The organism is Rhizobium sp. PP-F2F-G48 (assembly GCF_004342335.1).
Lineage (GTDB): Bacteria > Pseudomonadota > Alphaproteobacteria > Rhizobiales > Rhizobiaceae > Ferranicluibacter.
Window position 1 is genome coordinate 65675 of sequence record NZ_SLVH01000014.1, and the last position, 23444, is coordinate 89118.

Sequence of the window (23444 nt, forward strand, 5' to 3'; positions counted from 1 at the left end):
GTGATGCGTGACGAGAGGTGGATCATTGTGGTCGAGGAAGACAGAAAGATCGGCGCTGGCTGGGCTAAGATATTCGGCACGGTTTTCCTCGTGGTCATGACTTTTGCGTTGGTCGATCGCGGTCTTACGGTGGCGTGGGTAACGGCCACCGCGTGGCTCAATCGGCATTTGTTTTAGGGGATCTGAAGCAGCGTTTCACGCAACTGCCTACCTCACCGTTGCTAGCGGAAATGCTGACTTTCGCGCGTTGTAAAGGCTAGGTTGGGATCTTGGACAAACTCGGAATATTTGCATCAGTCTAAGAGGTGGACATGAAACAAACTTTCCCTGCTCTCCTTGGTGGACTACTCGCCGGCCTTAGCGCTTGGGGAGCTCCAACTCTTGGCGCACCGCATTGGGGAGCTGCAGTTTCGGCAGCCGTAGGAGGCTTTGTGGGCGCAGCCATTGGGCAAAATCTGACACTTTGATCTGCTTGGCAGTTGCTCCCGTATCTGACTGTGCGACGAGCACGACCGTCTTCGTCGATGGTCTAAAAACCGTGTTTCAGATTGATCATGCTCATTGGGGCTTGCCTCGTGCATGAAGCATTATGGTTATGGATTCCACGCTGGATCCAACCGCATGTAAGGTTACGCAGCCAAGGCTGCCGCAAAGCGCCGCCCCAAACTCGCAATGATTTCCGGAATTGGAAGGAGAAGAATATGGCACGCTGAGGTTGACACATTAACCCTCATGTAAGGACGAGGCCCGTATCCGACAGAAGAACAAGATCACGCGCAGCTGGGCCAAGCGCGGAACACGGCCATCCGCACCACACGATCAACGCACAAGGTCGGCCTATATCTTTGGTGCAGTCTGCCCCAAGCTCGGTAAAGCAGCCGCTCTCATCATGCCGTGGTGCGACACCCACGCCCGACGCAGCATCTGGTCGATCGCCCGCCATGTCGATAAGGATGCCCACGCCGTCTCATCATGAATCAAGCAGGCTGGTAAATGTCCAATAATCTTACCGTGCCTGAAAACATCGCCATCCTGCCACTCCCGCCGAAGTCGCCGAAGCTAACCTCGACACGGCGCGGAGCCGGCCGGTCATCGATACCTTCGCCCTTGGCATAGTGCTGATGACTGTCATCAGCACTATGCGATGAAGCCTTCTCGTCGCCCTCGACTGCTACCAAATCCATAATTCCGTCTCCCAAAATCTTGACAGACCGGGACTATGCGCGAGCCGCAAGCATCTAGAAATGTGGGGTGCTCGCAATGCTTACGATATATCAATCTCATTGATCGGCTCATGAGTGAGCTGCAGTCGATCCTGCGAAAGTGCAAGAGCCTGATCGCCCTCAAGGCGATTAAGCAGGGAATTAGGCGTCTCCGTCCACGACTAGATTCGATAGTACGGAGATGTCCGGTGTCGCAAATATTCCAATTAAAGTGAGTCACTTACGACTGGATATTTACGACATAGCAAGGTAGACCTCGCGCCATTGGTAATCTTCCCCTGAGCCCGATATCTACCGGCTTTCGTGCTCAGCCTAATCCCAGTTCGGCCGGATCTGGGACTGTCTGCTTTAAAATCTCCGTGATACTCCGTCTGCTTCGAGATGAGACGCTCCCCGTTTGGGTGAGTTTTGCATCGATGGTTGTACGCAGCCGTTCGGCGGTTGGCTTTAGCCGTGACTCTAGCTTTGCCGCTTCTACTTCCGTTGTATCACCTGTCCCTTCAAATAGCCTATGGTTAAACTTATTGACACCCTTCCTAATTGGCGCCAGTTGCAACGCCTTGGCTAAAACAGCGGGTGTGCTTTCAAGGGGAGCGCGATCAACAGTCTGTCCTTGTTCCTCGTTGGCTGACGTCGGACGGCCTCCATACTGTTCATCAATTGCCGGAACGGGCAGTAAGGTTATAAAGTCGGCTTCTGGAACGGCGGGCTGGTTCTCAGCAGCAAAATGTGCGGCGGTTTTAAACGCAGCGAGCTCATGAAAGCGGAGCTTTTGTCCAAATATGGCTCTTTGGCCTTCGACGAGGAGGAGCATGCGATCCTCTGGCATCTGACGAATTTCCTGCGGCATCATCAAGTCGCGTTCGCGGATCTGTTCAACTTTCGTCCGGCGCGGCAGTCCCATCAATTCCAATGTTCGAGATTCCGACTTGTACCGGATTGTTTTCTTGCCCAGCGCCCGTGAAGCGTATTCGGCCGTGGCTTGATCGTTGGCACCGAGAATGAGCTGCAGGCCGCAATTGCCGAGAAGCGAATGGCGAGATGTCTCTCCATAGATTTCATCAAGACTTTTGAGGTCCTGGATGATGAAGGCCATTTTAATGTTGTAGCCGGCGACATAAGGAAGCTTGTTCATGATCTCGTCCATCCGCTTCAACTGCCTGAACTCGTCGAGCAGGAAGTAAGCGGGCAGGGCGCTGGGGTCGAAATCGCGGGTCAGCAGGTCCATGCTTTGTTGGACAAACAAAGTGAGGAGTGGTCGCAGAACGGTTACGTCACTGATGTTTGGCGCGAGATAGATCGACACTGGCCGCCGGCGCATCGAAGCAAGGTCAATGTCAGTGACACTGGTTGCGGCAATCACGCGCTCGTTTCGGAATGGTTGCATTGACTTTTGGATGTCGAGCAACGCGGACCTTGCCGCCCGTTCATTGAGGGAAATGTAGGCGTTAAAGCTATCGGTCGTGAACCTCGATAGATCCGGTTCTTTCTCCTTGATCAGTTTCATCAGGACCTGCAGGTCAACGCCCGCGTTGAATATGCTATTGACCTCACCTAGGTTGCGACGGTTTCGGTAGTGGCCGCTTTCCAACACGTAGCTGATCACGCCAGCAATGACCTGTTGAGCCGTCCCCTGCCACACGGCATTTTCTGAGCCGAGCGTTTCGGGAATCAGAATGCTTGCCATGTTCTGGATGTCGATCGTCCGGCTGCCGCGATCCTGCCGAACGAAGTCCATCGGGTTCCATCGATGCGTTGTTGAAGCTCCCGGCGAAAACAGGAAGACCTGATGCCCGTTCGCTTTTCGGTAGCCTGCGGTATGCTGATAGATCTCGCCTTTCAGATCGGTGACTATCATCGAGCCTGAAAACATCAAAGCGTTCGGGATGACATATCCGACGCCTTTTCCCGAACGCGTCGGACCAATGACGAGATGATGTCGATCATCGAGCCGCCTGAGTATATTTCGGCCCAACTTGCCGAAGATGTGCCCTTCCTTGCGAAACCATTTTCCTCTCCGGATCGAGGCAATATCCTGGAACGCCGCATCTCCCAGCGGATTGGATGGGCGGCGCAGCCCGAATATTCCGGCTCCCGAGGCAACCGCAATAGCGGGAACAAGCGCGCCCAAGGCTGCGACCTGAAGCGCTCGATTGCCCGAATAGAGCCAAAATTGTTGGAGCGGCGCAAACGGGTTGACTGTCACAGTCAGATTGAGGATACGGCTGTCCTTGTATACAAACTGTAAGATCAAGGCATAGCCTATCATCCAGACTGCAACGGCGATTAGCGCGCAAAATAGGATGTAGGCGGCAAGATATGTCCTGCTCATCCCATATGCCTTGCGTAATAGATTTCGGAAACACCCCTGCGGCCACCCTCGCGGCGCAACTGGATGACAACCGGGATCACCATCTGGATGTAGGACATCAGATCCTGCTTGGAGTAGCCTGCCGACATTCCGCCCTGCTGCACCATCATGGCAAGCTGTTCGTAGGCGCCCAGAGGCGTGTCGGCATGAACGGTCGACATGCTGCCAGGGTGACCGGTATTAATGGCGCGCAAGAATGCAAAGGCCTCAGATCCTCTGATCTCACCGACGAACAGGCGATCGGGCCGCATCCGCAGCGACGCCTCGAGGAGCGACTGGATCGTGACCTGTGCCGTACCCTGATCACCCCTCGAGGCCAGGAGATGGACAGCGTTCTTTTGCGGCGGAAAAAGCTCCCGCGTATCCTCCAGGGTCAGAATGCGTTCGAACGGGTCGATCGTCTTGAGGCAGGCATTCAGAAAGGTTGTTTTTCCCGTGGATGTCCCGCCGCTGATCAGGATCGAGACCCGCTGCTTGATGGCAGAATGAATAAACTCATAGATGCGCTCCCCTCTAAGATGTTCGATGAGGGCCTGTTCGACATCGGTAAGACCACCAACGGCGACAGAGACTTTCTCCAGCGAGCCATTGTCACGGTATTCTTCGAGGGTGAAGTCACTCGTCACCTGCTTGCGGATCGAGATGGCACCACCGTCGGCCGCCGCAGGCGGCAGAACAATCTGAATTCGCTCACCCGTCGGCAAGGCTGCTGATAGAATGGGGTTTGCTCTGCTGATGAACTGATGTGTTGCACCAGCGACCCGTTCACCGATGTTTTCGATCTCAGCCATTGTCAGGCCTGGTAGCTCATGATGCTCCATCACGTCGGCGCCGAGCCGTTCGATGTAGACGTGCCCTGGCCGATTGACCGAGATTTCCACCACTGTCGGATCAGACAGAAAGGTGGAAAGTGGGTCAAGCGATCGCCGCAGGAAATAGTAAGGACTATGATCAGCGGCTTTGATTTTGGCGGATGCCTCGCTCATGCTTGATTTCCTTCAGCGCTTCCTCGACCGGGTCCGGATACATGGCGGAGAAGTCGAGGTCCTGGCGGACATAGACGAAGATGCGCTCGCCCTGGTGAACGCTTATCGTCGGGGGAATTTTGAGGTTCTCCGCCAGTGCCTGGTTGGCCATGTCGGAAAACGTCTGTGCAATCGTCTCGCGGGCAAGTTCTGCGGCGCGGTCGGAGTCCGACGATCCATCGTTGCCGCTGCCGGAACCATATTGGTTGCTGCCATAGCCTGTCAGATAGGAGGAGCCCGCGCCGACAATCGAAAGCAGGATCGCCGAACCGAAACGCTCCCGCCATTTATTGTCGACAAGGCCCGTCAGGCCGGATCGTCCCAAGCTGTCCGTGCCGATGCTGTTGAGCCGAACCGTCATGCCGTCGTCTCGCAGCAAGCGTGTCCAGATGACAAAGATACGTTTCTGCCCCCGCGTGACCTCGGACTGATATTCTCCGATGATCCTTGTTCCAGTCGGTATCAGGACGCGGCGACCGTCAAACGAGTAGACGTCCTGTGAAGTGATAGCCCGGATCTGACCAGGGAGGTCACTATTGATCGCTGTCTCGAGAATGCCGGGAATTAGAGTGCCCTCGGGGATCAACGCGTCGATACGTTCTATCTGGCGGGCCTTGGCGGACCGGTCACCAATCGCCGACGCGGATGCCAGAAACTTGCTGTTTCGATCCTCCCCTGCAACTGTTGGTCCACCCTCATTACTGCCAGAAGCCAAGGAGCCGCGTCCGTCAGCCTTGGTCGAGTCAATCACCACTTGCTTCGAAAGGAAACGTTTCGGAAACTCCTCAACCTTTTCAGGCTCGGCCAATGGTTCATTGTTGGTTTCGACGATGCCCGGTGGAGCAGGGACGTCGAACCTCGTCGTATCCGAGGGTGCTTCTTTCTTCTCCTCGACGGGAGGATCAGGCAGTCTGATGATCGGCTCCGGCTCCTTTTCCGGCTGCTTCTCACCTTCGCGAAGAAAAGACGGCGGACGGAAGGTCGTTGTGGTGAATTCCTCGTCGCCTCTAACGCTCTCTGGCCTTCGCTGTTCAGGCGCAAATACGACGACATAGGCCACTGCGGCGCCCCCTATCAGGAGGGCAGCACCTCCGAGTAGTTGTTTTCGGCGGGCGCGCTTGTCTCTGATGTCAACCTCATCGCCGGCAAGCATCGCTTCAAGCTCTGGAGACCTCTGCATCAGTTTCTGCTCCTTCGGCGTGTTCTTGCCTTATCGTCCAGGCTCGGTGCCATGATGTCGGGATCGGGCGCCCCCAGATCCGGCTTTCGGAGATTGAAGATACAGGTCCATTGGTTGCCATCACGCAATGTGTATTGGGTCGCCGTTCCGTCGACGACAATGTATTCACCCTCACGTCGGAAGTTTCGTAAGGTCTCTGAGAAGTCAGCGTTCACTCCAAAGATTGCTGGCACGGTCGCGCCAAATTTGAAAAATGTCTTCTTGCCGTCGTCGAACACCATCGAGGGCTTGAGCTTGCCGTCGCCAGAAAATGAATAGTCAATATTGACGTTGGCCTTGTCGATGCCGGCGATGTTTGGATTGGCGGCGCGCGCCTCGGCCTCCTTGCGAAGCGAAGCGTTCAGATCCTTCTCAGGATAAACGAAGCGGATGCCGAAAACCTTCTTGCCGTCCTCGGGCGCGTAATCATTGAGCTCCAGATAATAGATCCGCTTGGTCGTCACCACATTCATGTTGGTGGTAACTTGTTTGGCTTTGGGTTTGACGAAGAGAATATTGCCCTTGTCGGTCGGCACAACATCCCAGCTCTCGGTGTCGCCGAGCGCGACGGTCTCGAACTTTTCGTCCTCGTCGAAAATGATCATCGTCGAAATGCCATAGGTGGCAAAGACACGCACAACGTTGTTCGGCTGATAGACGACGCTAGTGACCCTTGGATCGAGCCGACCAGACGCTGGCGTCTGCGCACCAAAGACGGATGTTCCAGATATGAGTACCGTCAGAGTGGCGGCGAGAAAAATGCGAGGGATCATCAACGGGCACCCTCGGTCACAGTCTCCTGATCGCGGCGATAGTCGTAAACCTGGAAACCTAGCGGGTTTTCAAAACGCCATTCGTTCGTCGCCGGAGTATCGGTATAGCGATAACGAACGACTGCGATCCAATGACGTGGGATCGATTCCGTTTCGGATTGCTCGACAGTCGTGAAGCGTACGATGCCGGTGCTGGCATTTGGAAAGGTGACGGAGGCGATTTCCGTCGTTACGCGCTTGTTGCGCCCATAGACCCTTGCGGGGTTCTGCAAATTGGCTGCGCTGTAGAGATCTTGCAGTTGGCGAGCTGCGGTACCGGTTGATAAAAGTGCTGCAATGCCAAAATTCTGCTCGATCGCAAAGGGATCGTAGCCTTCGCGCGACCGTATGTATCGGACGATATTCGCTTGGGTGATCGCCTGCTGCTCGGTCAGGTTTGTGGGCCTCGTAAGTCCAGACTTGACCTCGACATAGCCGGTATTCTTGTCGACCTCGACGATATAGGGTTCGAAGCTCTTCAACGGCACCAGCATCGCAAGCGTGCCAAGACTTACAAGCGTGATCGCGCCGAAGATCGTTGTTACAAACCAGGCGAGTGCTCGCGAGCGTTTGGCTTTCTTGACGACCTCCTGTTCCCAGATATCGCCGCTCTGGTAATAGGAGCGCAGTCGTTCGTCATTCGTTTCTGCCATTTCCCCTCATGCCCTTCGGATGTTTGGCGCGCTAAGCCGGTGTACTGTTCTGCGTGATTTTCGTCTGCATGGCGGCCTTGGTGCCAGAACTGTCATTGTCGCCACCGGATCTGTACCTGTCGCGAAGTGCGCGACCTCCGCGGTAGGTCGCGCGTCCAGCGGACACCCCCCCGCGCACTGCTCCCAGCCCCAAGGCTTTTGTCGCTTGGCTTGCCGCTGTCCCAATTCCCGCGCTGATCCCGCCGGCGATCCCTTGGCCGATCGACTGGATGTATAGCATGACATATGCCCCCGCTGCGCAGAGGAGCAGGAAGCCGGCGACATCGGCAAGGGTGAGCGTTCTTGAGCCACTTGCAGCATCGATCTTGGTCAGCTCCGGACTCATTGCGGCGATCAAAAAGGAGGCGACGACATAGATAAACAAAGGGATCAGTGCATAGGTGAGGATCTGGTTGAACCAGCCGACGCCATAACCACGGGTTCGCTCGAACAGCATGCAGGCGATGAAGATGGGCGCTGTGCCGATTAGAACCCACAGCATGACCTTGGCCAGAATTAGGATCGCGAGTGCCACGGCGATGAAAATCCCCGCGCCGACCATGATCAGCACGCCGATCATACTCGGAAGGATCGAAAAGTAGCCGGATTGCTCGGCAAATGCGGACGCCGCCTGATTGGCGGTGCGCCAGATCTGCGACAGGCCATTGGTGGGTTCGGTTATTCCTGTTCCGGAAGCAGCCAGGATTGCACGGCCGACGTCCTCGGGGGTGTCGTTGATCCACTGGTAGAGCAGATTGTTGAAATTTGCCCATGAACTGACGAGGGCCAGAATGATCATCATGCGGACGATGCGGCCGACGATCTCTGACACACCTATGCGCGCGGTCCCAAGAAAGAGCTGGAGGCCGTAATAGGCGACGTAGGCAACCAGCATGATCTGCAGCAGCGGCATGATCTCTTGACCGACGACAGTGTAGGCCTGCTCCGAGAACGACGTTCCCGAATCCTCGATGCGCTGCAGCAGGTCACCCAGAAAATCTTCCATAGCAGCCCCTATTCAAACCCGACCGCGGCAAAGGCGGCGGCTGGATCGTTGACACTGCGCATCGGCCCGCAGGCCTGCCGGCGGTCATCTGCATAAGAGGTCAGCTCCGCCGGCCGCTTGCACGGGGCAGTCTTTTCCTTGACGGTCCCGCAACCGGTGAGCATTGACGTTGCCAACAGAAGAGCCACGGGCAGAAGCTTGGTCATGCCATCAATCGCCATAGGCGAGCGCTTTCTTGCTGTTCGAGATGTCGGTCAGGCGTCGCTGGTTGTCGGCCTGAAGTGATGACACCGCCCCGTTCATGACGCCGATCATTTCGTTAAGGGTCAGGCCGGATTGCACCTGCAACTGCGTGTTCTGGTCGATAGATCCCTTGATGTCCTCGGCCGTGCCGATTTTCTGCCCGGCGGCCTCGAAAGCACTGCGTCGTGTTTCCGTGGCCTTTTGCGATCCGTTGATCAGGGCCGAAACGCCAAGGACCGTGTTGACCAGTTGCTCGTAGGATTTGTCGCCCGAGAAGTCGCTGTTTTCCTTGCCGGATAGCGATTTTACCAGCTGCAGGCCGTTGATGAACGTCGTTGCGACCTTGGAAATGTCACCACTCATATTGCCGAAATTGGGAACGCCGCCCTTAATAAGACTGTCGAGCGATGGCACCGAAGCGACGCTGAAGCCTTGGCCGATGGCAAGGTTCTGCAGAGGTTGAGACGTGCTCCCTCTGTCGCCGGTCACGGCTTTCAACGTGTCCTGGACGGTCGTCAAAATGTTCGAATTTGTGTCGAGGATCTTGGTCGTCGTGTCTGCGGTCTCTTTGGCGATCTTATAGTTTTCCTTGTCGATCACCGGAACGTCTGCATGGGCGACGCCAAGCGGAAGCAAGGCGAGCGCAGCAGTTTCTGTCAGCAGTTTCATGATTGGCTCCTATTGTGGTTGCAGCAACAACTGCACGTTTGAGGTACCTTCACGTTTTTCGATGCAGGCTCGTTTCTCAGGATCCCAGATGAGGTTGACCTTTGGATCGCACAGACCGGTCGTGTCTCTTGGCTTGTCCCCATGCTTGCCGGTGGATGCCGATTGGGACGAACTCGACAGGTCGGAGGTCGTGACGGAATTGCGTGAATTGATGAGATCGGCCATCGCTGTGCTGAGCTTGATGACGTTATTCATCATTTCCAGGTTGGCGTTGCGCGCTGTGGAATTGTGGTCCCAACTGTCCTGAATGGTTCCGGTCTGCACCCCGGCCAATTGCTGGTACCAGCTTCCGACATTTGAGAGGCTTTCCGACGTGGCCGTCGTTGTGCCCATAGCATTCAACGTGGAAGTTCGCATGCCTGTATAGGCCGTCTCGCCACCGCCAAAGTTCAGCGGTATGCCGGATTTGTCGGATCCACCGAAAGCCGGCAGCCAATCCCGCGTGATGCTGCGCACATAACCCTGCGTTTCCTTGAATGGAGGGATGCCGCCATATTTGTTGACGTTGCCCGCGCCCGAATTGTAAGCAGCTAGCGCCAGGGCCACGTTGCCATTGTAGCGGCGCAGTTGCTGCTTGTAATACCGCGCCCCGCCTCGCAGGTTTTCTTCGATATTGTTTTCGTTCACACCGAGTTCGGCCGCGGTCCCTGGCATCAACTGTGCAAGCCCGGTGGCACCCATGCCGGACTTGGCGCAGGGGTTGAACCGGCTCTCTTGATAGACCAGCGCGAGAAACTCGTTTTCGTTGACGCCTTCTTCACGTGCGACCCTGCGGACAAGGCCGGAGATCTCGGCATTTTGCTCCGCCGCGCCCACCGGATCGTTGCGGCGCGATGGACGGTACATGGAGCAGGTCACCGAAGTGTTGATCGTATGGCGATCCTTGTCAGTCGTTTCGATTTTGCGCGTTGTCTCGTCGCGCGCGGTGTCTTCCTGCAGAATTGAATCATCGATAACCGGGACGTCGGCCAAGGCAAGACCCGGAACCTCGAACACAGCGACAGCCAACAGGGGAAGTGCGAAACGCCTCATGGCCATGTCTCCCATCCACAGAATGGAGGAAGCCAGGCGAGGGGGTCATCACCCAGCGCATCTCTCAGGCGCCCGCACTCCTCGATGCTTTCCTTGCGGCCGGACAAGACCTTGACCATGTCAGGCATGGCATTGAGATCAAGCCGTGCAATGACGCTGTCATTGCCGTGTTTGATCAGGAACGTCCGCTTTTCCGGGGGCGTGGTTCGGATGAAGTTGAATTCCTTGACCGTCAGACCGAAGCGCCGGATGTAACTTTCTTCGTCCGCACGCGGGTTGGGGAAATGGATGTTGGTCGACGACTGCTCGATCAAAGTATGCGACGTCGGCGCTCGCGCGATATCCGCGGCGGACTGGGTGCCAAAGCCGACGATGCCGTTCAGCTTGCGGATCGTTTTCATCTTGTCGACGATGAAGTCGCTGAACGTCGTATCCCGCAAAAGGCGCCAGCCTTCGTCCATGAAAATCATCACGGGTCTGCCGTCGAGAAGCTCGTCCAGACGGTGAAAGATATACATGAGCGCCGGCGTCCTGAGCTCCTCGTTGTCGAGGATGCTGGTCATGTCAAAACCGAATATCTGTCGGTCGGAGAAGGAAAGGACGTCGTGCTGGGCATTGAAAAGCCAGGCCTTCTCGCCGTCGATCCATGGTCTTAGCCTCGCGCTGAGATCATTGGGGCCGGCGCGGACACGTCCGATCAGAAGACCGGAGAGGTTGGCAAGGTTTCTTTCGGCCGCTGGCTCCTGCATCAGCCGGAGCAGCGCCCGCTCGAGGATGTCTTCCTCCTCCTGGTCGAAAGTATTGCCATCGCTGTGTCGGAGCATGGCCTTCAACAAGCGAAGCAGAAACTCGCGGTTGGGTCCGTTGTTTTCAAGCTGGAGCGGATTGAACCCGGACGATGTCCCAGGCGTCAGCACCTCGTAGGCACCGTTCATCGCCCGCACGAAGATCTCGCCGCCTCGGTCTTTGTCAAAGAAAACGGCTTTGGGATTGGGTTGAACGCGAAAAGCCTGCGCGAGCAAAAAGGTCAAGACGACTGTTTTGCCGGAGCCCGTCGGCCCCGTCACCAGAAAATGGCCGATGTCTCGCCGATGGAAATTGAACCAGTAGGGCGTCTGACTGGTCGTCTCCAGAATGGTGATCGGCGTGTTCCAGTGGGTGCCGTCTGTCTGTCCGCTAGCAAAATTGTGCATGGACGACAGACCCGCATAATTGGCGCTGGAGAGCAGTGCCTTCCGGGCGATGTAACTGTGATTTCCTGGAAGCTGCGCCCAGAAGCCGGCCTCCAGATTGAGATCCTCCCGCAACCAGTTGATGTTCATGTCCGTCAGGCAGGCGCCAAGGTCGGATACCGATTTGTTGACCCCATCCAGATCTCGCGACAGGCATAAGAGGGTCATATGATGGAGGCCAAACACAGCCTCCTGATTCATGAGGCTGTTCAGGGCAAAGTCGATATCGTTTTCGACATCGCTGCGGGCTTCGTCAGAGGCCGCAATCTGCCGTTTGAGACGCGAAATACGCTCCTGGGCGATCGGCTTGTCCGTGATGGTGAAAGACTGGGTGAGAATGAATTCATGGTTGACCTGCAGCAAGCCATCCAGCATGCCCGGACCTGTGAAGGGAGGGTACTCCTTGATCGATAGCATGGCGCCGAACCGATCATCCTCCTTGACTGGTCCCTGTGCCTGCATGGTCCGCCGGGAGAAATGCAGGCGCGAACTCCCGATGTAGTTGGAGATGCTCATCCGGGGCAGGCGCATGCGGCGGGGGATGCCGCCGCTCAGGATCGTCTGGAAGAACTCGCAGGGCTCTGAATAGGGGTCGTCATCGCGATGAACGATACCGAGGGGACGTGCGGCATATTTCTGGAGATCCTTGCAAATGTTACCGGCAAGTTCTTCGAGTTCGCTGACAGCCTCTCGAAGTTGATCATCGGCCGCATCGCGGGAACCCGCTTTGTCGATGAGGCGCCGGGCCTTGTCGCCGACAGCCAGCGCACCGCGCATTCCTGATCGGATGACCGAGAGGTAGAGCTCGTTGGTGAACATCCGCTTTTCGCTCAACTGCGCCATGTATCGGCGATTGAGCAGGTCGCAGAAGGGGTCTTTGAATTTACCATCCAGATCACTATCGACTTGCCGCCGGATTACGGTTGACCAAAGTGAATAGCGGCTGGAGCCGAGCGCCCTGATCATCGTGTTTTGCACGACGGATCGCATGTTGAGTTCAGCCTGGTCCTCCGTCTGGAAAAACAGGCCATTGAGGCGAATGACCGCGAGCAGGGCCCCACTCTCCAGCTTGACGACCGTGTCGGCGACATGCCGCAAGTACGGTATATGCTTCGCCATTGGTTTTTCGCGGGCGAGTCTGTTGCCAAACCCGAGTTCTTCTCGAATGAGCTTCAACATGGTCGTTACGGTCCGTAAGAGTTGGCGCCCCAAAATGTTTTGTTCGGTGTCTTCGGCGTCAGGCGGGTTGCCACCTGCAACACGTCCAGGATCCGGCTGTCCCAACTGCACAGCGTGAACAGGATCACGTACGAGCCAGGCGCTGTCAGCAGCGCCCAGACAGTATTCGTGGCGAGCCAGGCGATGATCGTCATGCCAATCACCAAGACCACCGCCATGTAGGGAACACCCCAGAGCGTGGGCGATCGGGTCAGGCCAATGATGAGAGGAGTCAGGACGGGCTTGTCGTCTTCGAACTCAGCCATCCGTCAGTTCCCGACCGTCGACATCAATTCGTCAACAATGGCGGGTGCTCCGAAGACCAGACCAATACCCAGCACCACGGCGCCTGCGGTAAACCAACTCAACCGGCCCGCGAAGGCCAGGAAACCCAGGCCGATAACCGCGATGATGGCGACCAAACGACCGAATGGGCCGGTGATAAAGTCGACCACGGCCTGCACGACAGTCTGAAGCGGTGCAAAGGCCTGATTGGTGGCCTGCGCCACCGCGAAATCAGCCGTGGCGAGCTGTGATAGGACGATCGCAGACATCACACCAGCGACGCGGATTGCCCTCATTTGGTTTGAAGAAAGGCTGACAGTCATTCAATTTCTCCTTTGCGTTCAGAACTGCATGACGCCCTTGATGAACCGGCTTCCGCGCGCACCGATCACATCGCTGGCCATTTCGTTAGTGGAGGGGGGGTCAGTGTCGGCAGATGTTCCACGCGTTCGTTTGTTGTGTTGGACCTGCAGACCCATCTGGCGGTTGATGACATTCGCGACGTAGCGAACGGTCTCGCCAAAAGGAGGCACGCCGCCATTGTCGTAGACGGCTTGTGCTCCAGCGTTATAAGCGGCGGCGGCGAGGATCGGATTCTGGAATTCGTCGAGCATTAGCTTGAGGTGGCGGATGCCCCCGTCGATATTTGCAACCGGGTCGCAGATTTCGATCACGCCAAGTTCCTCGGCCGTGGCGGGCATGAGTTGCATCGGACCGCGGGCGCCTTGTTGACTGTTGCGGTTTCGGTCGAACCGGCTCTCGGTCCAAGCAATCGCCTTCGCTAAACCCGGATCAATCCCGTAAGTTTGTGCGGTACGTCCGACGAGGTCCTCAATCTCGGCGGCAGTCATCGGCGATGGGCCGCACTCGCGTACCAATTCGCGTCCGTCACCTCGGTGTGAATACGATGTGTTCGAGTTTAGAACCAACTCCGATCTTGTAGCTTTTGTCCCAAGGCCTTGATCACTCATCCGCCCAATGAAACCATCTGTGTTCACGGTTTTGATGGATGAAACTTTGTCTACTCGTCCGGAGGGCGACAGCTCGAATGCATCACCTGTAACGCGTTCTCCGGCTTGGGATGCGAGGATACGAACGCTTTCCGTTTCCGCGTTACCTCTATAAAAGCGTCCCGAATCAAATCCATAGGCTGGGATCTGCCACGCCAAGAATGGCGCTATTAAAAGGGGGCATAAAAACATTTTCACGCGAAAACCCTTCATTTTTATTTGAGCTCTTGATCTATCTTGGTGCGTAAAAGAACAGAGGGGCGATCTTCAAGGCAGACATTTTTTGATTGATTCCGTTACCATTTGTGTTCATCATTACATCGAAAAAATCCGATCGAAAAGAGAAAAAACACGAACCAGGGTGACGGCGATGAGAACAGGAGAGGTAAAGGGTCGAAAAAGAGCAATCGTACTTGCGCTGGGTGCGTCCATGGTCGCACCTTCGTGCTGGGCGGGTGGAACGATCGACCAGACGTATGTCAAGTCGTTGGCTGCGCCCGGGAAAGCGGTTCTGGTCGTTGAGTATTATGATCCAAACGGGAAGGTGGTGAATCGAAAGGGTTTTGCCTCCGCAACCGGCTTCGCCGTCGAAACGCCAGTCCAAATCGCTATTGATGGGAAGACCAGCCTTCATCTCTATGGGCTGGAACCCTGCGCTGGGGACATGGTCAATCAGAAGGAGGGCTTTGCTGGAACCTGTGATGCTTACGCTCAGGAGCAACTGGCGATACTGGTAAGGACAGCGAAAGTGATCTTTTGCCGGGCGTTCCTGACGGAACGCGATGCTTCGTTGCAGGACGCTACATGCTTCGGATACTACAATTTTCCCGGCTCACTCGATTCCGTTGATAGCCTGGAAGAGCAGCTGGTCTCGCTTGGGGCTCTCAGGCTATCGAAAAAGCCTGATGGCTCGCCGATGCGACCCGATCTCTCTGACGCTGAGAAGACGGGCAGGGGCGGTTTCGGCATGTGGGCCGATCCAAGGGTTCAAAAGCAATGAGGCGGAGAGTGCTGGTTGCAATATCATCGGCCCTGATAGCGACTCAAGCCGTTGGCGCTGCACCCCCTGGCTATTTCGAATTCACGACCGGCGCAGTTCTTGAAACGGGCGACACATGGATTTCCGCTGGAAAGCGGTATCGCCTTTACGGCCTCCAATCATGCCTGAGAGGTACGTCCTATACCAACGCGTCGGGACATAAGCGCGACTGTGGCGAGGCATCAATTGCCGTGCTTGCCGCGTTTGTAAAGGATACCGGCCCGGTTTGCGCTCCTATTGTCGGTCGCACGGATCTGACCTTTGCGGTTTGCTACGCGTTGGTGGGCGGGCAACGGCTCGATCTTGCCATGATGATGATCAGCGAGGGCTATGGCTTTGCTAGCCTAGATGACACCGGGGTGCCGATCTATCCAGCCTATGCCGTGGCAGAGCAGATCGCTCGCGAGGCGCGGCGTGGCCTTTGGCAGTTCAAAGATGTTCAGCATCCAGCGATATTGCTTAGCCGCGCCGCCAGAAAGCCGGGAGTTCTGCCATGATCCGTCGTATCATCTGTGCTATTACGATTTTCATCGGACTACAAGGTGTGTCCGCTGCAGCAGACTTCACGGATGACAGCCGGCCCGGATCAGTAGAGATGGCGCCGCTTGCAGTAGTGACTGGTAAGGTCGCCGTCGTTGACGGACGGACACTTTGGTTTCCTGCGGAACGGCTACTTGTGCGACTGTCCCAGATAGACAGTTGCGACTTGGTCCAGTGGTCATTCAATCCCAACGCAACATCAATGACTGCGGCCTCGCTGGCGCCTGTACCGTGCGGCGCCTTGGCAAAGGCCTGGCTGAAAAGAACGACGGGAAGCCGCATCGTTCACTGTGACGCGATCGTAGATAATCATCCGATCGGATTAACTGGCAAGTGCCGGATCGGTAGCCGCGATCTTGGGCTGGAAATGCTCAGGGTGGGATGGGCGAGACTGAGCACGCCAATTCCTCAAGACAGGCGCTATATCGAGGTGCAGCAGTCGGCGATTGCGGCGCGCTACGGAATGTGGGGAACCTATGTGCTCGACATGAAGGAATGGCGCGGGAAAGCGATCGACACGACCTTAGGGCGCAGGCCGCAGGCCGACATCAACCTGCTAAGGGAGCGCGGTAGCGAGATCTCACCCCCCTTCTTTGATGCGCGGCGCCAGCCGAAGCGTCGGGACCGATAATGCATTGAGCAACGGAGGCTCCAATGAAATACCTTCTAGCATTGTTTGCTTCGATGGCTTTCGCCGGACTTTCCACGACATCTGCAGAAGCGAGCGATTGGGGTTGTGAAGTGTTGCTTTGTGCGGCTTCGTCCAATCCCTCCTGGCGCGGCGTGGAGAGTTGCCAACCGCCCATGGAAAAGCTCATCTCGGCGATGAAGAAGCCCGGGTTTTCATGGCCCACATGCCCCGAGGGCGGGGCCGGCGAGCCGGGCTATGAGAAATATGCAGAGTGCCCGGCGGGATGGACGCCGGCGAGCGGAGACAGCGATGACAGTTCATCTTTTAGCCGCGCTAAGTCGCGTTGCATGCGAGCTGTGAACCAATGCAAGGGAAGGCAACACCTCTTCGGTTCTGGGAACGTAGAGCAGAGGCGGACGACTTCCGATGGTGTGACACGCGTTTATAGTACTTCAAGCTCCTGCTCTTACACGGAGTTCAAGGCGAGACCTCTGCGACAAGACCCACATTATTTCGATCTACGAGACGAAACGACCAGGCAATCCAGACGGTTCTGGTTTAGCCTCGAACGTTGACAAACTGGCGCATGGGATGCCTGAGCGCCTACGGACGCTCAGCCGTGGGATCTTTTTTGGGGGGCTGCTGGAGCACAGAGACAGTTTCCAGGAGTGTGACGATCGACGCCATCGTATCGGTCGGCAACTCGTCTAGTAATCTGATCATGCGAAATCTCGTATCGGCTTCTTCTGGCGTTTTTCCCCAAAGATGGGGCGCCGCAGCAAAGAGCATGCCAAGGGGGGATATTCCGAGAATCTCGCTCAGGTGGATCAGCCTGCTCACCTGCATCCTCGATGAACTTCGCTCATATCGCCCGTAGACCTGTTCGCTTAAGCCCACAAGCGTGGCGAGGTCAGCTCTGCTTAGATCCTTGGCCTGACGACACTCGCGTAGCTTTTCGCCGAGCCGGGCGTCGAGCTCCTCGAACGTGGAAATTCCGTCAAGACCTTCCCGACGATAGACTGGCTTCTCATTTTCGGGATCGGCGGTTTTCACCAGGCTCAATTCGGCGATGTAGCTATCTAAGTTCTTACTCATATCTTCTTGACCCAAAACGTGACGTATAGAAGCATACATCACGTTCAGGGCGAAAGGCTACGCACTTCATCGACCTCGAATCACGTGCGCCTACTTCGCGCTCTTCGATATCACTATTTCTCCACGAAATGCGCGATCGAATCCATCAATTCTTCCATCTCTTTGCGATCCAATGATTTTTTGGTGCTGATTAAATAGTGCACCAGGTACAACAATTTCGTTTGCGCTTCGATGTTTGAATCAGGTCTCCACTCGATGAGCGCTGCACGAGCCCTTTCTTCTCGAGCAAGGGCTTGGGGAAGAGCGCTGTTCGGGTCGTGGTCCCTGGCGCACAGCTTACTTTGTCGCAGCATTTTGAGCTCAGAGACGGCGTGCGCGTGGGACTCGGCAAGGCGGAGGGGAGCCCCGTCAAAACTATCATCCATGGCTATTCCTCGGCAATTTTCATTAGCGGAAGTTTTCTCCTGCGCGCGGTCTGACCGCAGGAATGCAGACCCCGATTCAAGCGCTTGCTAGTTCGGCGACGATCACGTCTGGCCGGAAAAACTCGGGGCGCCTGTAAAGCGGTTCGGTAATCTGCATCTTCAGGCGCATCTCGGCGAGAACACGTGGCGAAACCTCAAACGCCGCGCAGCATACCGGAAATCTTCCATACCCGTCGGCGCGACCAAGCTCGTCAAATTGGGCGCCCGCTCTTTGATATACCCGCTTCATATGTGGTTCGTAATTCGAGATCATCGTATGGATCCCATTATCCAGAGCGACCTCGCAAAGTGCCAGGAGAAGCAGGCAAAGAGCCCGTTCCGGGCGCATGTCACGGAAGTCGCGCGCGATAGCCGTTTCGTCGACACACATCCGCGTGCCCTCCCAGATGCCAGGTGCGACGAGGTCGCATGCTTCAGGGAATGTTTCACGGAAGACGTCATAGAGGAGTGTCGGGCCGGTTGTCGGCATCAGTCGAAGCGAACCGTAGAGTCGCTCCCGCTGTTCGTCGCACCAGAGGAGGTAGGCAGGCTGTAGGTCGTCATAATGATCTCGTTCGTAGAGACCAGATACCGAGACCTTCCAGCCCAGCCAATCGGCGAAGACTCTTTTCCTCAGCCGAAGCGATTGCTCGATCAGTCCGGCATATTTGTGATATTCATTAGCTTGAACGAGAAGATACATCATTGCCTCCTGTTGACGGAGACAGTATCCGGCCCGCCATCTGCAGGATAAACCTCCAGAGATCGGCTCCCCTAAGTCTGGGTATTGCCATATGGATTAATCAGGCGAAGCTGAATTGCCAAAGCGACCGCAGACGTAATAGGACCGCCTCCAAACTTGTGTCGTACGTTTGATAGGTACGTCTGTGTCGTATGTTCGGACAACCCAAGAATTTGCGCAATATCCGTGCTGGTCTTTCCGAGCGCAGTCCAATGGAGGCACTCTTTCTCTCGCTTGCTGAGACTGGGGACGGGATCATGCTCTCCGTGAATCTCTTGAATCGCCTTCTTGTGGATGAGGAATGCAAGTTCCAACCACTCACCGCGAAATTGGTCTACGATCCCGCTCCATTCGTCAGGTGGCTTGCGGGAATTCAAAGAGAGCAGGGCGCGACGTTTCTTGTCGACAATCGGGATAGAGTATCCATTGCGACCGACGCCATGGTTCTGGGCATCGCGAAGGAATTCGTAAGCAGTCGATGTGATTTCAACTTCTCGCCAGTCAAACGGCATTTGCCTCAGGAAGCCCTGCTTAACCACTGGATCGACTTTGACGTAGCCACTCAGTAAGTATCGGGAAACCCAGATATCAGTGTAGGTGGTTTTAACAAATGGAGCATCAACAACGTCTGCGACCGTATGTGCAAGATGATAGGTCACGAAATCGACGCTGTAGATACGCTGAAGGATTCTCAACGCTTCCAATACGCTTTCTGCTTTTCCTATCTCTAAATGTGCGTCAACCAAACGGGGTGACTGGCTGTTCAAATCCATTCCCGAACTCCGTGCGAATATGAGTCCTCAGACGCCATGCTAGCGGCGCGGCAACTACGTGTTTCACCGTCAGCCTGGCGGCGGACAGAGCATCCTAAATGTGCAGGGGCGGAAGCTGTCATCTCTCATTTTATCATTGGGGTTTGAGCGCATCGGCAATGCTTGTAAGCAGCACGACAATACGCTTGCGCACAATCGGCGATTTGATCTTAGAAAATGCAATATTAATCTCTGTGGCCTCGGGTGTTTCAACAAACGCTGTAAGATCGCGACCCTCGGAGAGCTCGGTCTTCACGTCAGAGACTATGGAACTCAAGGCACTTTCGCCGAAAAAGTATGAGATCGGAACAGACAGAATTTCCGCCATATTCTGAAGGCGGCTTGCAACAATCCTATTTGAGCCCTTTTCATATTTCTGGACCTGCTGGAATGTCACCCCAAGGCTTTCGGCCAGTTGCGTCTGGCTCATCCCGAGTATTTTTCGGCGAACGCGAACGCGTGAGCCGACTTCTACATCGATAGCGTGGGGTACTTTGCCTTTACTCAGCATTAGCTTCTCCCGCAGGCTTCAAAATATTATGTTATAACTGTGGCGGTGACTTTGAAATGTCCGCCGGTTTGCAAAGTCGAAATGTCCGACCGGTTACCAAATGGCACACCGGTCAGCGCCGATCGGATCGGCAGATCCGCTTGCAAGATCAGATCGGGGCGGGTGGGACAATGTGCTTCGGCTTTCTTTTTGAGACGGTCCGATCCGTCCTTCACTTCGCAGGCTGCTGCCGCAAACGCGCCTTCTCCCGTCGCGCGATCACCGCCGGATCGTTCACGAAATCCTTTCGCCGGCCCGGCCCATGCTCCCGTTTGACGTAGCCGTTCTTGTCGCTGTTTGTCTTCACTGTCGGCTTGTCGAGCGTCTCCTGACGCTCCTTGATGTAAGCCAGAACGTCACCGAGCCGCTTGTTCTCGGTGATCGCGGCATGTGTTACGCGCTGCTCCTTGTCGAACACCGTGTAGGGCAGGCAATGGCCTTTCCAACGCACGTCCAGTCGACCATCCGCATAGGCATAGGTCTCGACATAATGGCCGACCAATCCGCGCGTCACGTCCGTCTCTTCGAGCATGATCCGCTTGCGCTCGAACGAGAATGTCAGTTGCGATCCGACATGGCGCTGCTCGCGCTTGCACAGAATCTCGGCAAGCCGATCCGGCGCCAGGTTCATGGGGCGATGCAAATCGTCTGACCGGGCAGGGACGATCGCAAACCGCGCATTGTAATCATCCATGAAGCCCGGCAGAAACGCATTGCCCGCTTCCATCCCATCAATCCCGGCCAGTCGCAGTTCCTTGACCAACCTGTCCTGCAAGGTCCGGTTCATCCGTTCGACCCGGCCTTTTGCCTGACTCGAATTTGCGCAAAGAATCTCGATTTTTAACTCGCAAAGCGCGCGGCCGAACTGGGTCATGCCCTGACCACCCCTGGCATCTTGTCTCGCCACCCGGAACACCGAGTGCTTGTCGGAATAAAAGGCAATCGGAGCACCGTGACGCCTGAGATACAGCTCCACCGCCTCGAAATAGGTGAAGGCACTTTCCGAGCGCACGAAACGCAACTGCATCAACCTGCCGGTCGCATCATCGACGAACACCAGCAGCGAGCACAGCGGGCCTCGATCCTCGAACCAGCGGTGCTCGGAGCCGTCGATCTGCACCAGTTCACCATAGGCCTCGCGCCGCAACCGTGGCTGATGAAATGTCCGACGCTGCTTGCGCGACGACCAGAGGCCAGCATCCACCATCCAGCGGCGTACCGTCTCGCGCGACACATGCACGCCATCGCGCTCGCCAAGCTTCTCGGTCGCCAGCGTCGGCCCGAAATCCGCATAACGCTCTCGAACCAGCGCCACGGCATAGTCCCTGATGCCGTCGCCGATCCGATTGTTGGAAGGTCGGCCGATCGCCCTGTGCCGGATCGACGCTGCGCCGCCCATGCGCATCCGGTCCAACAACCGGCGGACCTGGCGCTCGCTCAGATCCAGGACATGCGCTGCCGATACCGTCGTCATCCGGCCGGCAACCACCTTCGACAAAACCTCGATCCGCTGCAGATCACGCTCGCTCATCGCTATCAATCCCATCTGCAATCTCCCAGACATCCTTCAGAGCCGGGGAGTGTGACATTCCAACTTTGCGGAAACAGGACATTTTAAATTTGCGGCTACAATAACATATCGCATAATCCAGTTTATGGAACTTCTGGTCAAAGTGCCTTTCGCCGCTGTGGCGAGATTAGATCCCGCGACGATAGGTCGTCGGAGTGGTTTAGCTCCACGCCAAAGCCGTCGGATATTGGCTACGCTCAACAAACTTTGCCTTCTCTGTTACAAGGCCTTGTCTCTTGGGCGCGCCATTCCCTCACGAGTTGGCGGCGGCTTCGTGAATATCGCTCGACCAAGACCTCTGCAGTTTCGATATCGTCCAATCCGATTACCCGAAACTTTCCGTCCAATTCACACCAAGCCGCGATAAATCGTTTTGATTCTATAAACCCCAGCATAATCGGCCAGATGATCTCCTTTCCCAAGTCGACCTGCTTGAGAGACAGCGTGATACGCAGCTTGCGCTGTTCTCGCAGTGACCTGCGAACCTCGCTCAGATCTAACGGGCCGACGCCTTTCATGGGATGGCCGACATAGATCATGTCCTCGTTGAGAGCGGATCGCATATCAGGCGGAAGAACTGCATTGATCTTGGCCAGCGCGTTCTTCACGGCGAAGGCCAGCGAGTCATCCGTCTGGCGACTAACCCATTGGGCACCGATTACGAGCGCCTGAACTTCCTCGTCCGTAAACGACAACGGTGGGAGAAGGAAACCGGGCTGCAAGATATAACCGACACCTGCCTCGCCATCGATGTCTGCGCCCATGTCCTGCAGGGTTGCCACGTCTCTGCGTATGGTGCGCAGTGACACGCCAAGTTCTTCAGCAAGTGTACGTCCCGACACTGTCGCGCGATGTCTGCGAAGCACTTGCATCAGGTCGAACAGTCGATGACTTCTTGCCATATCTACTCCATTGCCATGACGCCCTTGCCACCTAGTTTGCGGCCTCTCTCGAGCTCGCTAATGAGTGGGATCGCGCTGCTCAGTGAAACAATTTCTCCAATTGGGATTCTGAACTTGCCTGCGCCCGCAGCTTCGGCAACTTTTTCCAGGATTTCGGCCCGGGGAGAACCAATGATGGGCTTTAGTCGGCGATCAAAGGCTGCGCGAATGAACTTGCCGAGCCCAGGGTTCAAATCCAGGAATACGCCGCCTTTGCTCAGCATATTCATTCCGTCAGAAAGTATCAGCGTTGCCGCCGTATCGTAGACGACGTCGAAGCGATCAGCAATCTTGGACAGATCGGTGGTACGATAGTCATAGACCGTCTTTACGCCAAGCGATCTGGCACGCTCCATGTCGTGCGCGCTGCAACTCCCCGAAACGATGGCGCCAAAGAGCTGCGCGATCTGCACGGCTGCTTCGCCGATAGCGCCAGCGCAGCCGTTGATAAACACGTGCTGGCCAGGCCGCAGCTTCGCCTTGTCGATAAGCCCGTTCCAAGCCGTGACGCCTGGTGTGCCGAGGCATGCGGCATCCTCAAAAGAAACATTGTCCGGCTTTCGAGCCAGGAACGTATCTTTTGTCACCACGGCATGGCCGAACGCACCGCTTTCCTTGAATTTGGCAAGACCGAACACCGCGTCGCCAGTCTTAAGGCGCGTGACGTCCAATCCCATCGCGGTGACGATCCCTGAGAAATCCATTCCCATGGCGCGGGGAAATGTCCTGCCGGTGACGATCTTCATTTGGCCAGCGCGGAGCTTCCAGTCGATAGGATTGATCGCAGCGAATTTGACCCGCACGGCAACCTCACCTTTTCCGACCGCGGGCAACTCGAAATCCTCGAGCCGCATCCAGTCCGGGCCGCCATATTTGTTATATTGAATTCGTTGCATCACAGTACCCCGGCCTTTTGGCGGGCGAGGAAATAAGCGCCAATTGCATTTCGTCTAAACATACTCT

The 23444-nt window shown here is 56.1% G+C and carries 26 protein-coding genes and 1 pseudogene; 5 read left to right on the forward strand and 22 right to left on the reverse strand.

Going from position 1 to position 23444, the window contains the following annotated elements:
• Positions 1–3: 3 nt before the first annotated feature.
• Both C8J36_RS25080 and C8J36_RS25495 read left to right on the forward strand, forming a co-directional pair.
• On the forward strand, positions 4–177 hold the full coding sequence (locus C8J36_RS25080) for a hypothetical protein (protein WP_165915147.1): 174 nt from the start codon (positions 4–6) through the stop codon (positions 175–177).
• A 562-nt stretch (positions 178–739) separates the two neighbouring features.
• Positions 740–1062, forward strand: a pseudogene (locus C8J36_RS25495) (transposase); the annotation flags it as partial.
• Here C8J36_RS25495 and C8J36_RS25200 read toward each other — a convergent pair.
• The 14 genes from C8J36_RS25200 to C8J36_RS22985 all read right to left on the reverse strand — a co-directional run bounded on the left by C8J36_RS25200 (position 978) and on the right by C8J36_RS22985 (position 13938).
• Positions 978–1184 (reverse strand): hypothetical protein, encoded by a 207-nt coding sequence (locus tag C8J36_RS25200; RefSeq protein ID WP_207897608.1) that lies wholly within the window; start codon positions 1182–1184, stop codon positions 978–980. The pseudogene C8J36_RS25495 and the gene C8J36_RS25200 overlap by 85 nt on opposite strands.
• A gap of 346 nt (positions 1185–1530) precedes the next feature.
• A complete protein-coding gene (locus C8J36_RS22925) occupies positions 1531–3555 on the reverse strand; it encodes a type IV secretory system conjugative DNA transfer family protein (RefSeq protein WP_132537606.1) in 2025 nt (674 codons plus the stop codon).
• Positions 3552–4580: a P-type DNA transfer ATPase VirB11 gene (virB11, locus tag C8J36_RS22930; RefSeq protein ID WP_132537607.1), complete on the reverse strand. Its 1029-nt coding sequence runs from the start codon at positions 4578–4580 to the stop codon at positions 3552–3554. The genes C8J36_RS22925 and virB11 overlap by 4 nt, the downstream gene beginning before the upstream one ends.
• The gene (virB10, locus tag C8J36_RS22935; RefSeq protein WP_132537608.1) at positions 4546–5799 is read right to left on the reverse strand and encodes a type IV secretion system protein VirB10; all 1254 of its coding nucleotides are present in this window, start codon (positions 5797–5799) and stop codon (positions 4546–4548) included. Before virB10 ends, virB11 begins: the two co-directional genes overlap by 35 nt.
• The gene (locus tag C8J36_RS22940; RefSeq protein WP_132537609.1) at positions 5799–6611 is read right to left on the reverse strand and encodes a TrbG/VirB9 family P-type conjugative transfer protein; all 813 of its coding nucleotides are present in this window, start codon (positions 6609–6611) and stop codon (positions 5799–5801) included. Before C8J36_RS22940 ends, virB10 begins: the two co-directional genes overlap by 1 nt.
• Positions 6611–7303: a type IV secretion system protein gene (locus C8J36_RS22945; RefSeq protein WP_132537610.1), complete on the reverse strand. Its 693-nt coding sequence runs from the start codon at positions 7301–7303 to the stop codon at positions 6611–6613. The genes C8J36_RS22940 and C8J36_RS22945 overlap by 1 nt, the downstream gene beginning before the upstream one ends.
• 31 nt (positions 7304–7334) lie before the next feature.
• Complete coding sequence (locus C8J36_RS22950; RefSeq protein WP_132537611.1) at positions 7335–8348, reverse strand: type IV secretion system protein; 1014 nt, start codon at positions 8346–8348, stop codon at positions 7335–7337.
• A gap of 8 nt (positions 8349–8356) precedes the next feature.
• Positions 8357–8554 (reverse strand): hypothetical protein, encoded by a 198-nt coding sequence (locus C8J36_RS22955; protein ID WP_132537612.1) that lies wholly within the window; start codon positions 8552–8554, stop codon positions 8357–8359.
• 4 nt (positions 8555–8558) lie between these two features.
• Positions 8559–9260: a type IV secretion system protein gene (locus C8J36_RS22960; protein ID WP_132537613.1), complete on the reverse strand. Its 702-nt coding sequence runs from the start codon at positions 9258–9260 to the stop codon at positions 8559–8561.
• A 9-nt stretch (positions 9261–9269) separates the two neighbouring features.
• Entirely contained in the window at positions 9270–10352 is a 1083-nt protein-coding gene (locus tag C8J36_RS22965; RefSeq protein WP_132537614.1) for a lytic transglycosylase domain-containing protein, read from the reverse strand.
• A complete protein-coding gene (locus tag C8J36_RS22970) occupies positions 10349–12763 on the reverse strand; it encodes a VirB4 family type IV secretion system protein (RefSeq protein ID WP_132537615.1) in 2415 nt (804 codons plus the stop codon). Before C8J36_RS22970 ends, C8J36_RS22965 begins: the two co-directional genes overlap by 4 nt.
• Before the next feature lie 5 nt (positions 12764–12768).
• Complete coding sequence (locus tag C8J36_RS22975) at positions 12769–13068, reverse strand: VirB3 family type IV secretion system protein (RefSeq protein WP_132537616.1); 300 nt, start codon at positions 13066–13068, stop codon at positions 12769–12771.
• A gap of 3 nt (positions 13069–13071) precedes the next feature.
• Positions 13072–13410, reverse strand: coding sequence for a TrbC/VirB2 family protein (locus C8J36_RS22980; protein ID WP_062593737.1), 339 nt, complete (start codon positions 13408–13410; stop codon positions 13072–13074).
• 18 nt (positions 13411–13428) lie between these two features.
• Positions 13429–13938 (reverse strand): lytic transglycosylase domain-containing protein, encoded by a 510-nt coding sequence (locus C8J36_RS22985; protein WP_132537617.1) that lies wholly within the window; start codon positions 13936–13938, stop codon positions 13429–13431.
• 589 nt (positions 13939–14527) lie between these two features.
• On the opposite strand from C8J36_RS22985, the gene C8J36_RS22990 reads away from it, so the two are divergent.
• The 3 genes from C8J36_RS22990 to C8J36_RS23000 are packed head-to-tail and all read left to right on the forward strand — an operon-like array spanning position 14528 to position 16307.
• Positions 14528–15097 carry a hypothetical protein gene (locus C8J36_RS22990; RefSeq protein ID WP_062593733.1) on the forward strand — a complete coding sequence of 190 codons (570 nt, stop codon included), beginning with the start codon at positions 14528–14530 and terminating at the stop codon, positions 15095–15097.
• Positions 15094–15633, forward strand: a complete 540-nt coding sequence (locus tag C8J36_RS22995) for a thermonuclease family protein (protein WP_132537618.1) — start codon at positions 15094–15096, stop codon at positions 15631–15633. The genes C8J36_RS22990 and C8J36_RS22995 overlap by 4 nt, the downstream gene beginning before the upstream one ends.
• Positions 15630–16307 carry a thermonuclease family protein gene (locus C8J36_RS23000; RefSeq protein WP_245506713.1) on the forward strand — a complete coding sequence of 226 codons (678 nt, stop codon included), beginning with the start codon at positions 15630–15632 and terminating at the stop codon, positions 16305–16307. Before C8J36_RS22995 ends, C8J36_RS23000 begins: the two co-directional genes overlap by 4 nt.
• Positions 16308–16910: 603 nt before the next feature.
• On the opposite strand, the gene C8J36_RS23005 is transcribed toward C8J36_RS23000, so the two are convergent.
• The 8 genes from C8J36_RS23005 to C8J36_RS23040 form a co-directional block, all read right to left on the reverse strand.
• Positions 16911–17402, reverse strand: coding sequence for a helix-turn-helix transcriptional regulator (locus C8J36_RS23005; RefSeq protein WP_132537619.1), 492 nt, complete (start codon positions 17400–17402; stop codon positions 16911–16913).
• A 113-nt stretch (positions 17403–17515) separates the two neighbouring features.
• Entirely contained in the window at positions 17516–17827 is a 312-nt protein-coding gene (locus C8J36_RS23010; RefSeq protein WP_132537620.1) for a hypothetical protein, read from the reverse strand.
• 76 nt (positions 17828–17903) lie between these two features.
• Positions 17904–18569, reverse strand: a complete 666-nt coding sequence (locus tag C8J36_RS23015) for an acyl-homoserine-lactone synthase (protein ID WP_132537621.1) — start codon at positions 18567–18569, stop codon at positions 17904–17906.
• Positions 18570–18640: 71 nt separating this feature from the next.
• Positions 18641–19381: a LuxR family transcriptional regulator gene (locus tag C8J36_RS23020; RefSeq protein WP_132537622.1), complete on the reverse strand. Its 741-nt coding sequence runs from the start codon at positions 19379–19381 to the stop codon at positions 18641–18643.
• A 133-nt stretch (positions 19382–19514) separates the two neighbouring features.
• The gene (locus C8J36_RS23025) at positions 19515–19931 is read right to left on the reverse strand and encodes a helix-turn-helix transcriptional regulator (protein ID WP_132537623.1); all 417 of its coding nucleotides are present in this window, start codon (positions 19929–19931) and stop codon (positions 19515–19517) included.
• 211 nt (positions 19932–20142) lie between these two features.
• On the reverse strand, positions 20143–21516 hold the full coding sequence (locus tag C8J36_RS23030; protein ID WP_132537624.1) for an ISNCY family transposase: 1374 nt from the start codon (positions 21514–21516) through the stop codon (positions 20143–20145).
• Between the two features lie 221 nt (positions 21517–21737).
• Entirely contained in the window at positions 21738–22442 is a 705-nt protein-coding gene (locus C8J36_RS23035) for a YafY family protein (protein ID WP_132537625.1), read from the reverse strand.
• Positions 22443–22444: 2 nt separating this feature from the next.
• Positions 22445–23377 (reverse strand): NAD(P)-dependent alcohol dehydrogenase, encoded by a 933-nt coding sequence (locus C8J36_RS23040; RefSeq protein ID WP_132537626.1) that lies wholly within the window; start codon positions 23375–23377, stop codon positions 22445–22447.
• Positions 23378–23444 lie beyond the last annotated feature (67 nt).

Coding starts and splice junctions, on each gene's coding strand:
- C8J36_RS22950 (WP_132537611.1), bottom strand. CDS start 8,348: ATGGAAGATTTTCTGGGTGACCTGCTGCAGCGCATCGAGGATTCGGGA.
- C8J36_RS25200 (WP_207897608.1), bottom strand. CDS start 1,184: ATGGATTTGGTAGCAGTCGAGGGCGACGAGAAGGCTTCATCGCATAGT.
- C8J36_RS23025 (WP_132537623.1), bottom strand. CDS start 19,931: ATGCTGAGTAAAGGCAAAGTACCCCACGCTATCGATGTAGAAGTCGGC.
- C8J36_RS22965 (WP_132537614.1), bottom strand. CDS start 10,352: ATGAGGCGTTTCGCACTTCCCCTGTTGGCTGTCGCTGTGTTCGAGGTT.
- C8J36_RS22955 (WP_132537612.1), bottom strand. CDS start 8,554: ATGACCAAGCTTCTGCCCGTGGCTCTTCTGTTGGCAACGTCAATGCTC.
- C8J36_RS22940 (WP_132537609.1), bottom strand. CDS start 6,611: ATGATCCCTCGCATTTTTCTCGCCGCCACTCTGACGGTACTCATATCT.
- C8J36_RS22925 (WP_132537606.1), bottom strand. CDS start 3,555: ATGAGCAGGACATATCTTGCCGCCTACATCCTATTTTGCGCGCTAATC.
- C8J36_RS23040 (WP_132537626.1), bottom strand. CDS start 23,377: ATGCAACGAATTCAATATAACAAATATGGCGGCCCGGACTGGATGCGG.
- C8J36_RS22985 (WP_132537617.1), bottom strand. CDS start 13,938: ATGACTGCCGCCGAGATTGAGGACCTCGTCGGACGTACCGCACAAACT.
- C8J36_RS22990 (WP_062593733.1), top strand. CDS start 14,528: ATGGTCGCACCTTCGTGCTGGGCGGGTGGAACGATCGACCAGACGTAT.
- virB10 (WP_132537608.1), bottom strand. CDS start 5,799: ATGCAGAGGTCTCCAGAGCTTGAAGCGATGCTTGCCGGCGATGAGGTT.
- C8J36_RS23010 (WP_132537620.1), bottom strand. CDS start 17,827: ATGGATGATAGTTTTGACGGGGCTCCCCTCCGCCTTGCCGAGTCCCAC.
- C8J36_RS25080 (WP_165915147.1), top strand. CDS start 4: ATGCGTGACGAGAGGTGGATCATTGTGGTCGAGGAAGACAGAAAGATC.
- C8J36_RS22970 (WP_132537615.1), bottom strand. CDS start 12,763: ATGTTGAAGCTCATTCGAGAAGAACTCGGGTTTGGCAACAGACTCGCC.
- C8J36_RS23000 (WP_245506713.1), top strand. CDS start 15,630: ATGATCCGTCGTATCATCTGTGCTATTACGATTTTCATCGGACTACAA.
- C8J36_RS22995 (WP_132537618.1), top strand. CDS start 15,094: ATGAGGCGGAGAGTGCTGGTTGCAATATCATCGGCCCTGATAGCGACT.
- C8J36_RS23015 (WP_132537621.1), bottom strand. CDS start 18,569: ATGTATCTTCTCGTTCAAGCTAATGAATATCACAAATATGCCGGACTG.
- C8J36_RS22960 (WP_132537613.1), bottom strand. CDS start 9,260: ATGAAACTGCTGACAGAAACTGCTGCGCTCGCCTTGCTTCCGCTTGGC.
- C8J36_RS22980 (WP_062593737.1), bottom strand. CDS start 13,410: ATGACTGTCAGCCTTTCTTCAAACCAAATGAGGGCAATCCGCGTCGCT.
- C8J36_RS23030 (WP_132537624.1), bottom strand. CDS start 21,516: ATGGGATTGATAGCGATGAGCGAGCGTGATCTGCAGCGGATCGAGGTT.
- C8J36_RS23005 (WP_132537619.1), bottom strand. CDS start 17,402: ATGAGTAAGAACTTAGATAGCTACATCGCCGAATTGAGCCTGGTGAAA.
- C8J36_RS23035 (WP_132537625.1), bottom strand. CDS start 22,442: ATGGCAAGAAGTCATCGACTGTTCGACCTGATGCAAGTGCTTCGCAGA.
- C8J36_RS22975 (WP_132537616.1), bottom strand. CDS start 13,068: ATGGCTGAGTTCGAAGACGACAAGCCCGTCCTGACTCCTCTCATCATT.
- C8J36_RS22945 (WP_132537610.1), bottom strand. CDS start 7,303: ATGGCAGAAACGAATGACGAACGACTGCGCTCCTATTACCAGAGCGGC.
- virB11 (WP_132537607.1), bottom strand. CDS start 4,580: ATGAGCGAGGCATCCGCCAAAATCAAAGCCGCTGATCATAGTCCTTAC.
- C8J36_RS23020 (WP_132537622.1), bottom strand. CDS start 19,381: ATGGATTTGAACAGCCAGTCACCCCGTTTGGTTGACGCACATTTAGAG.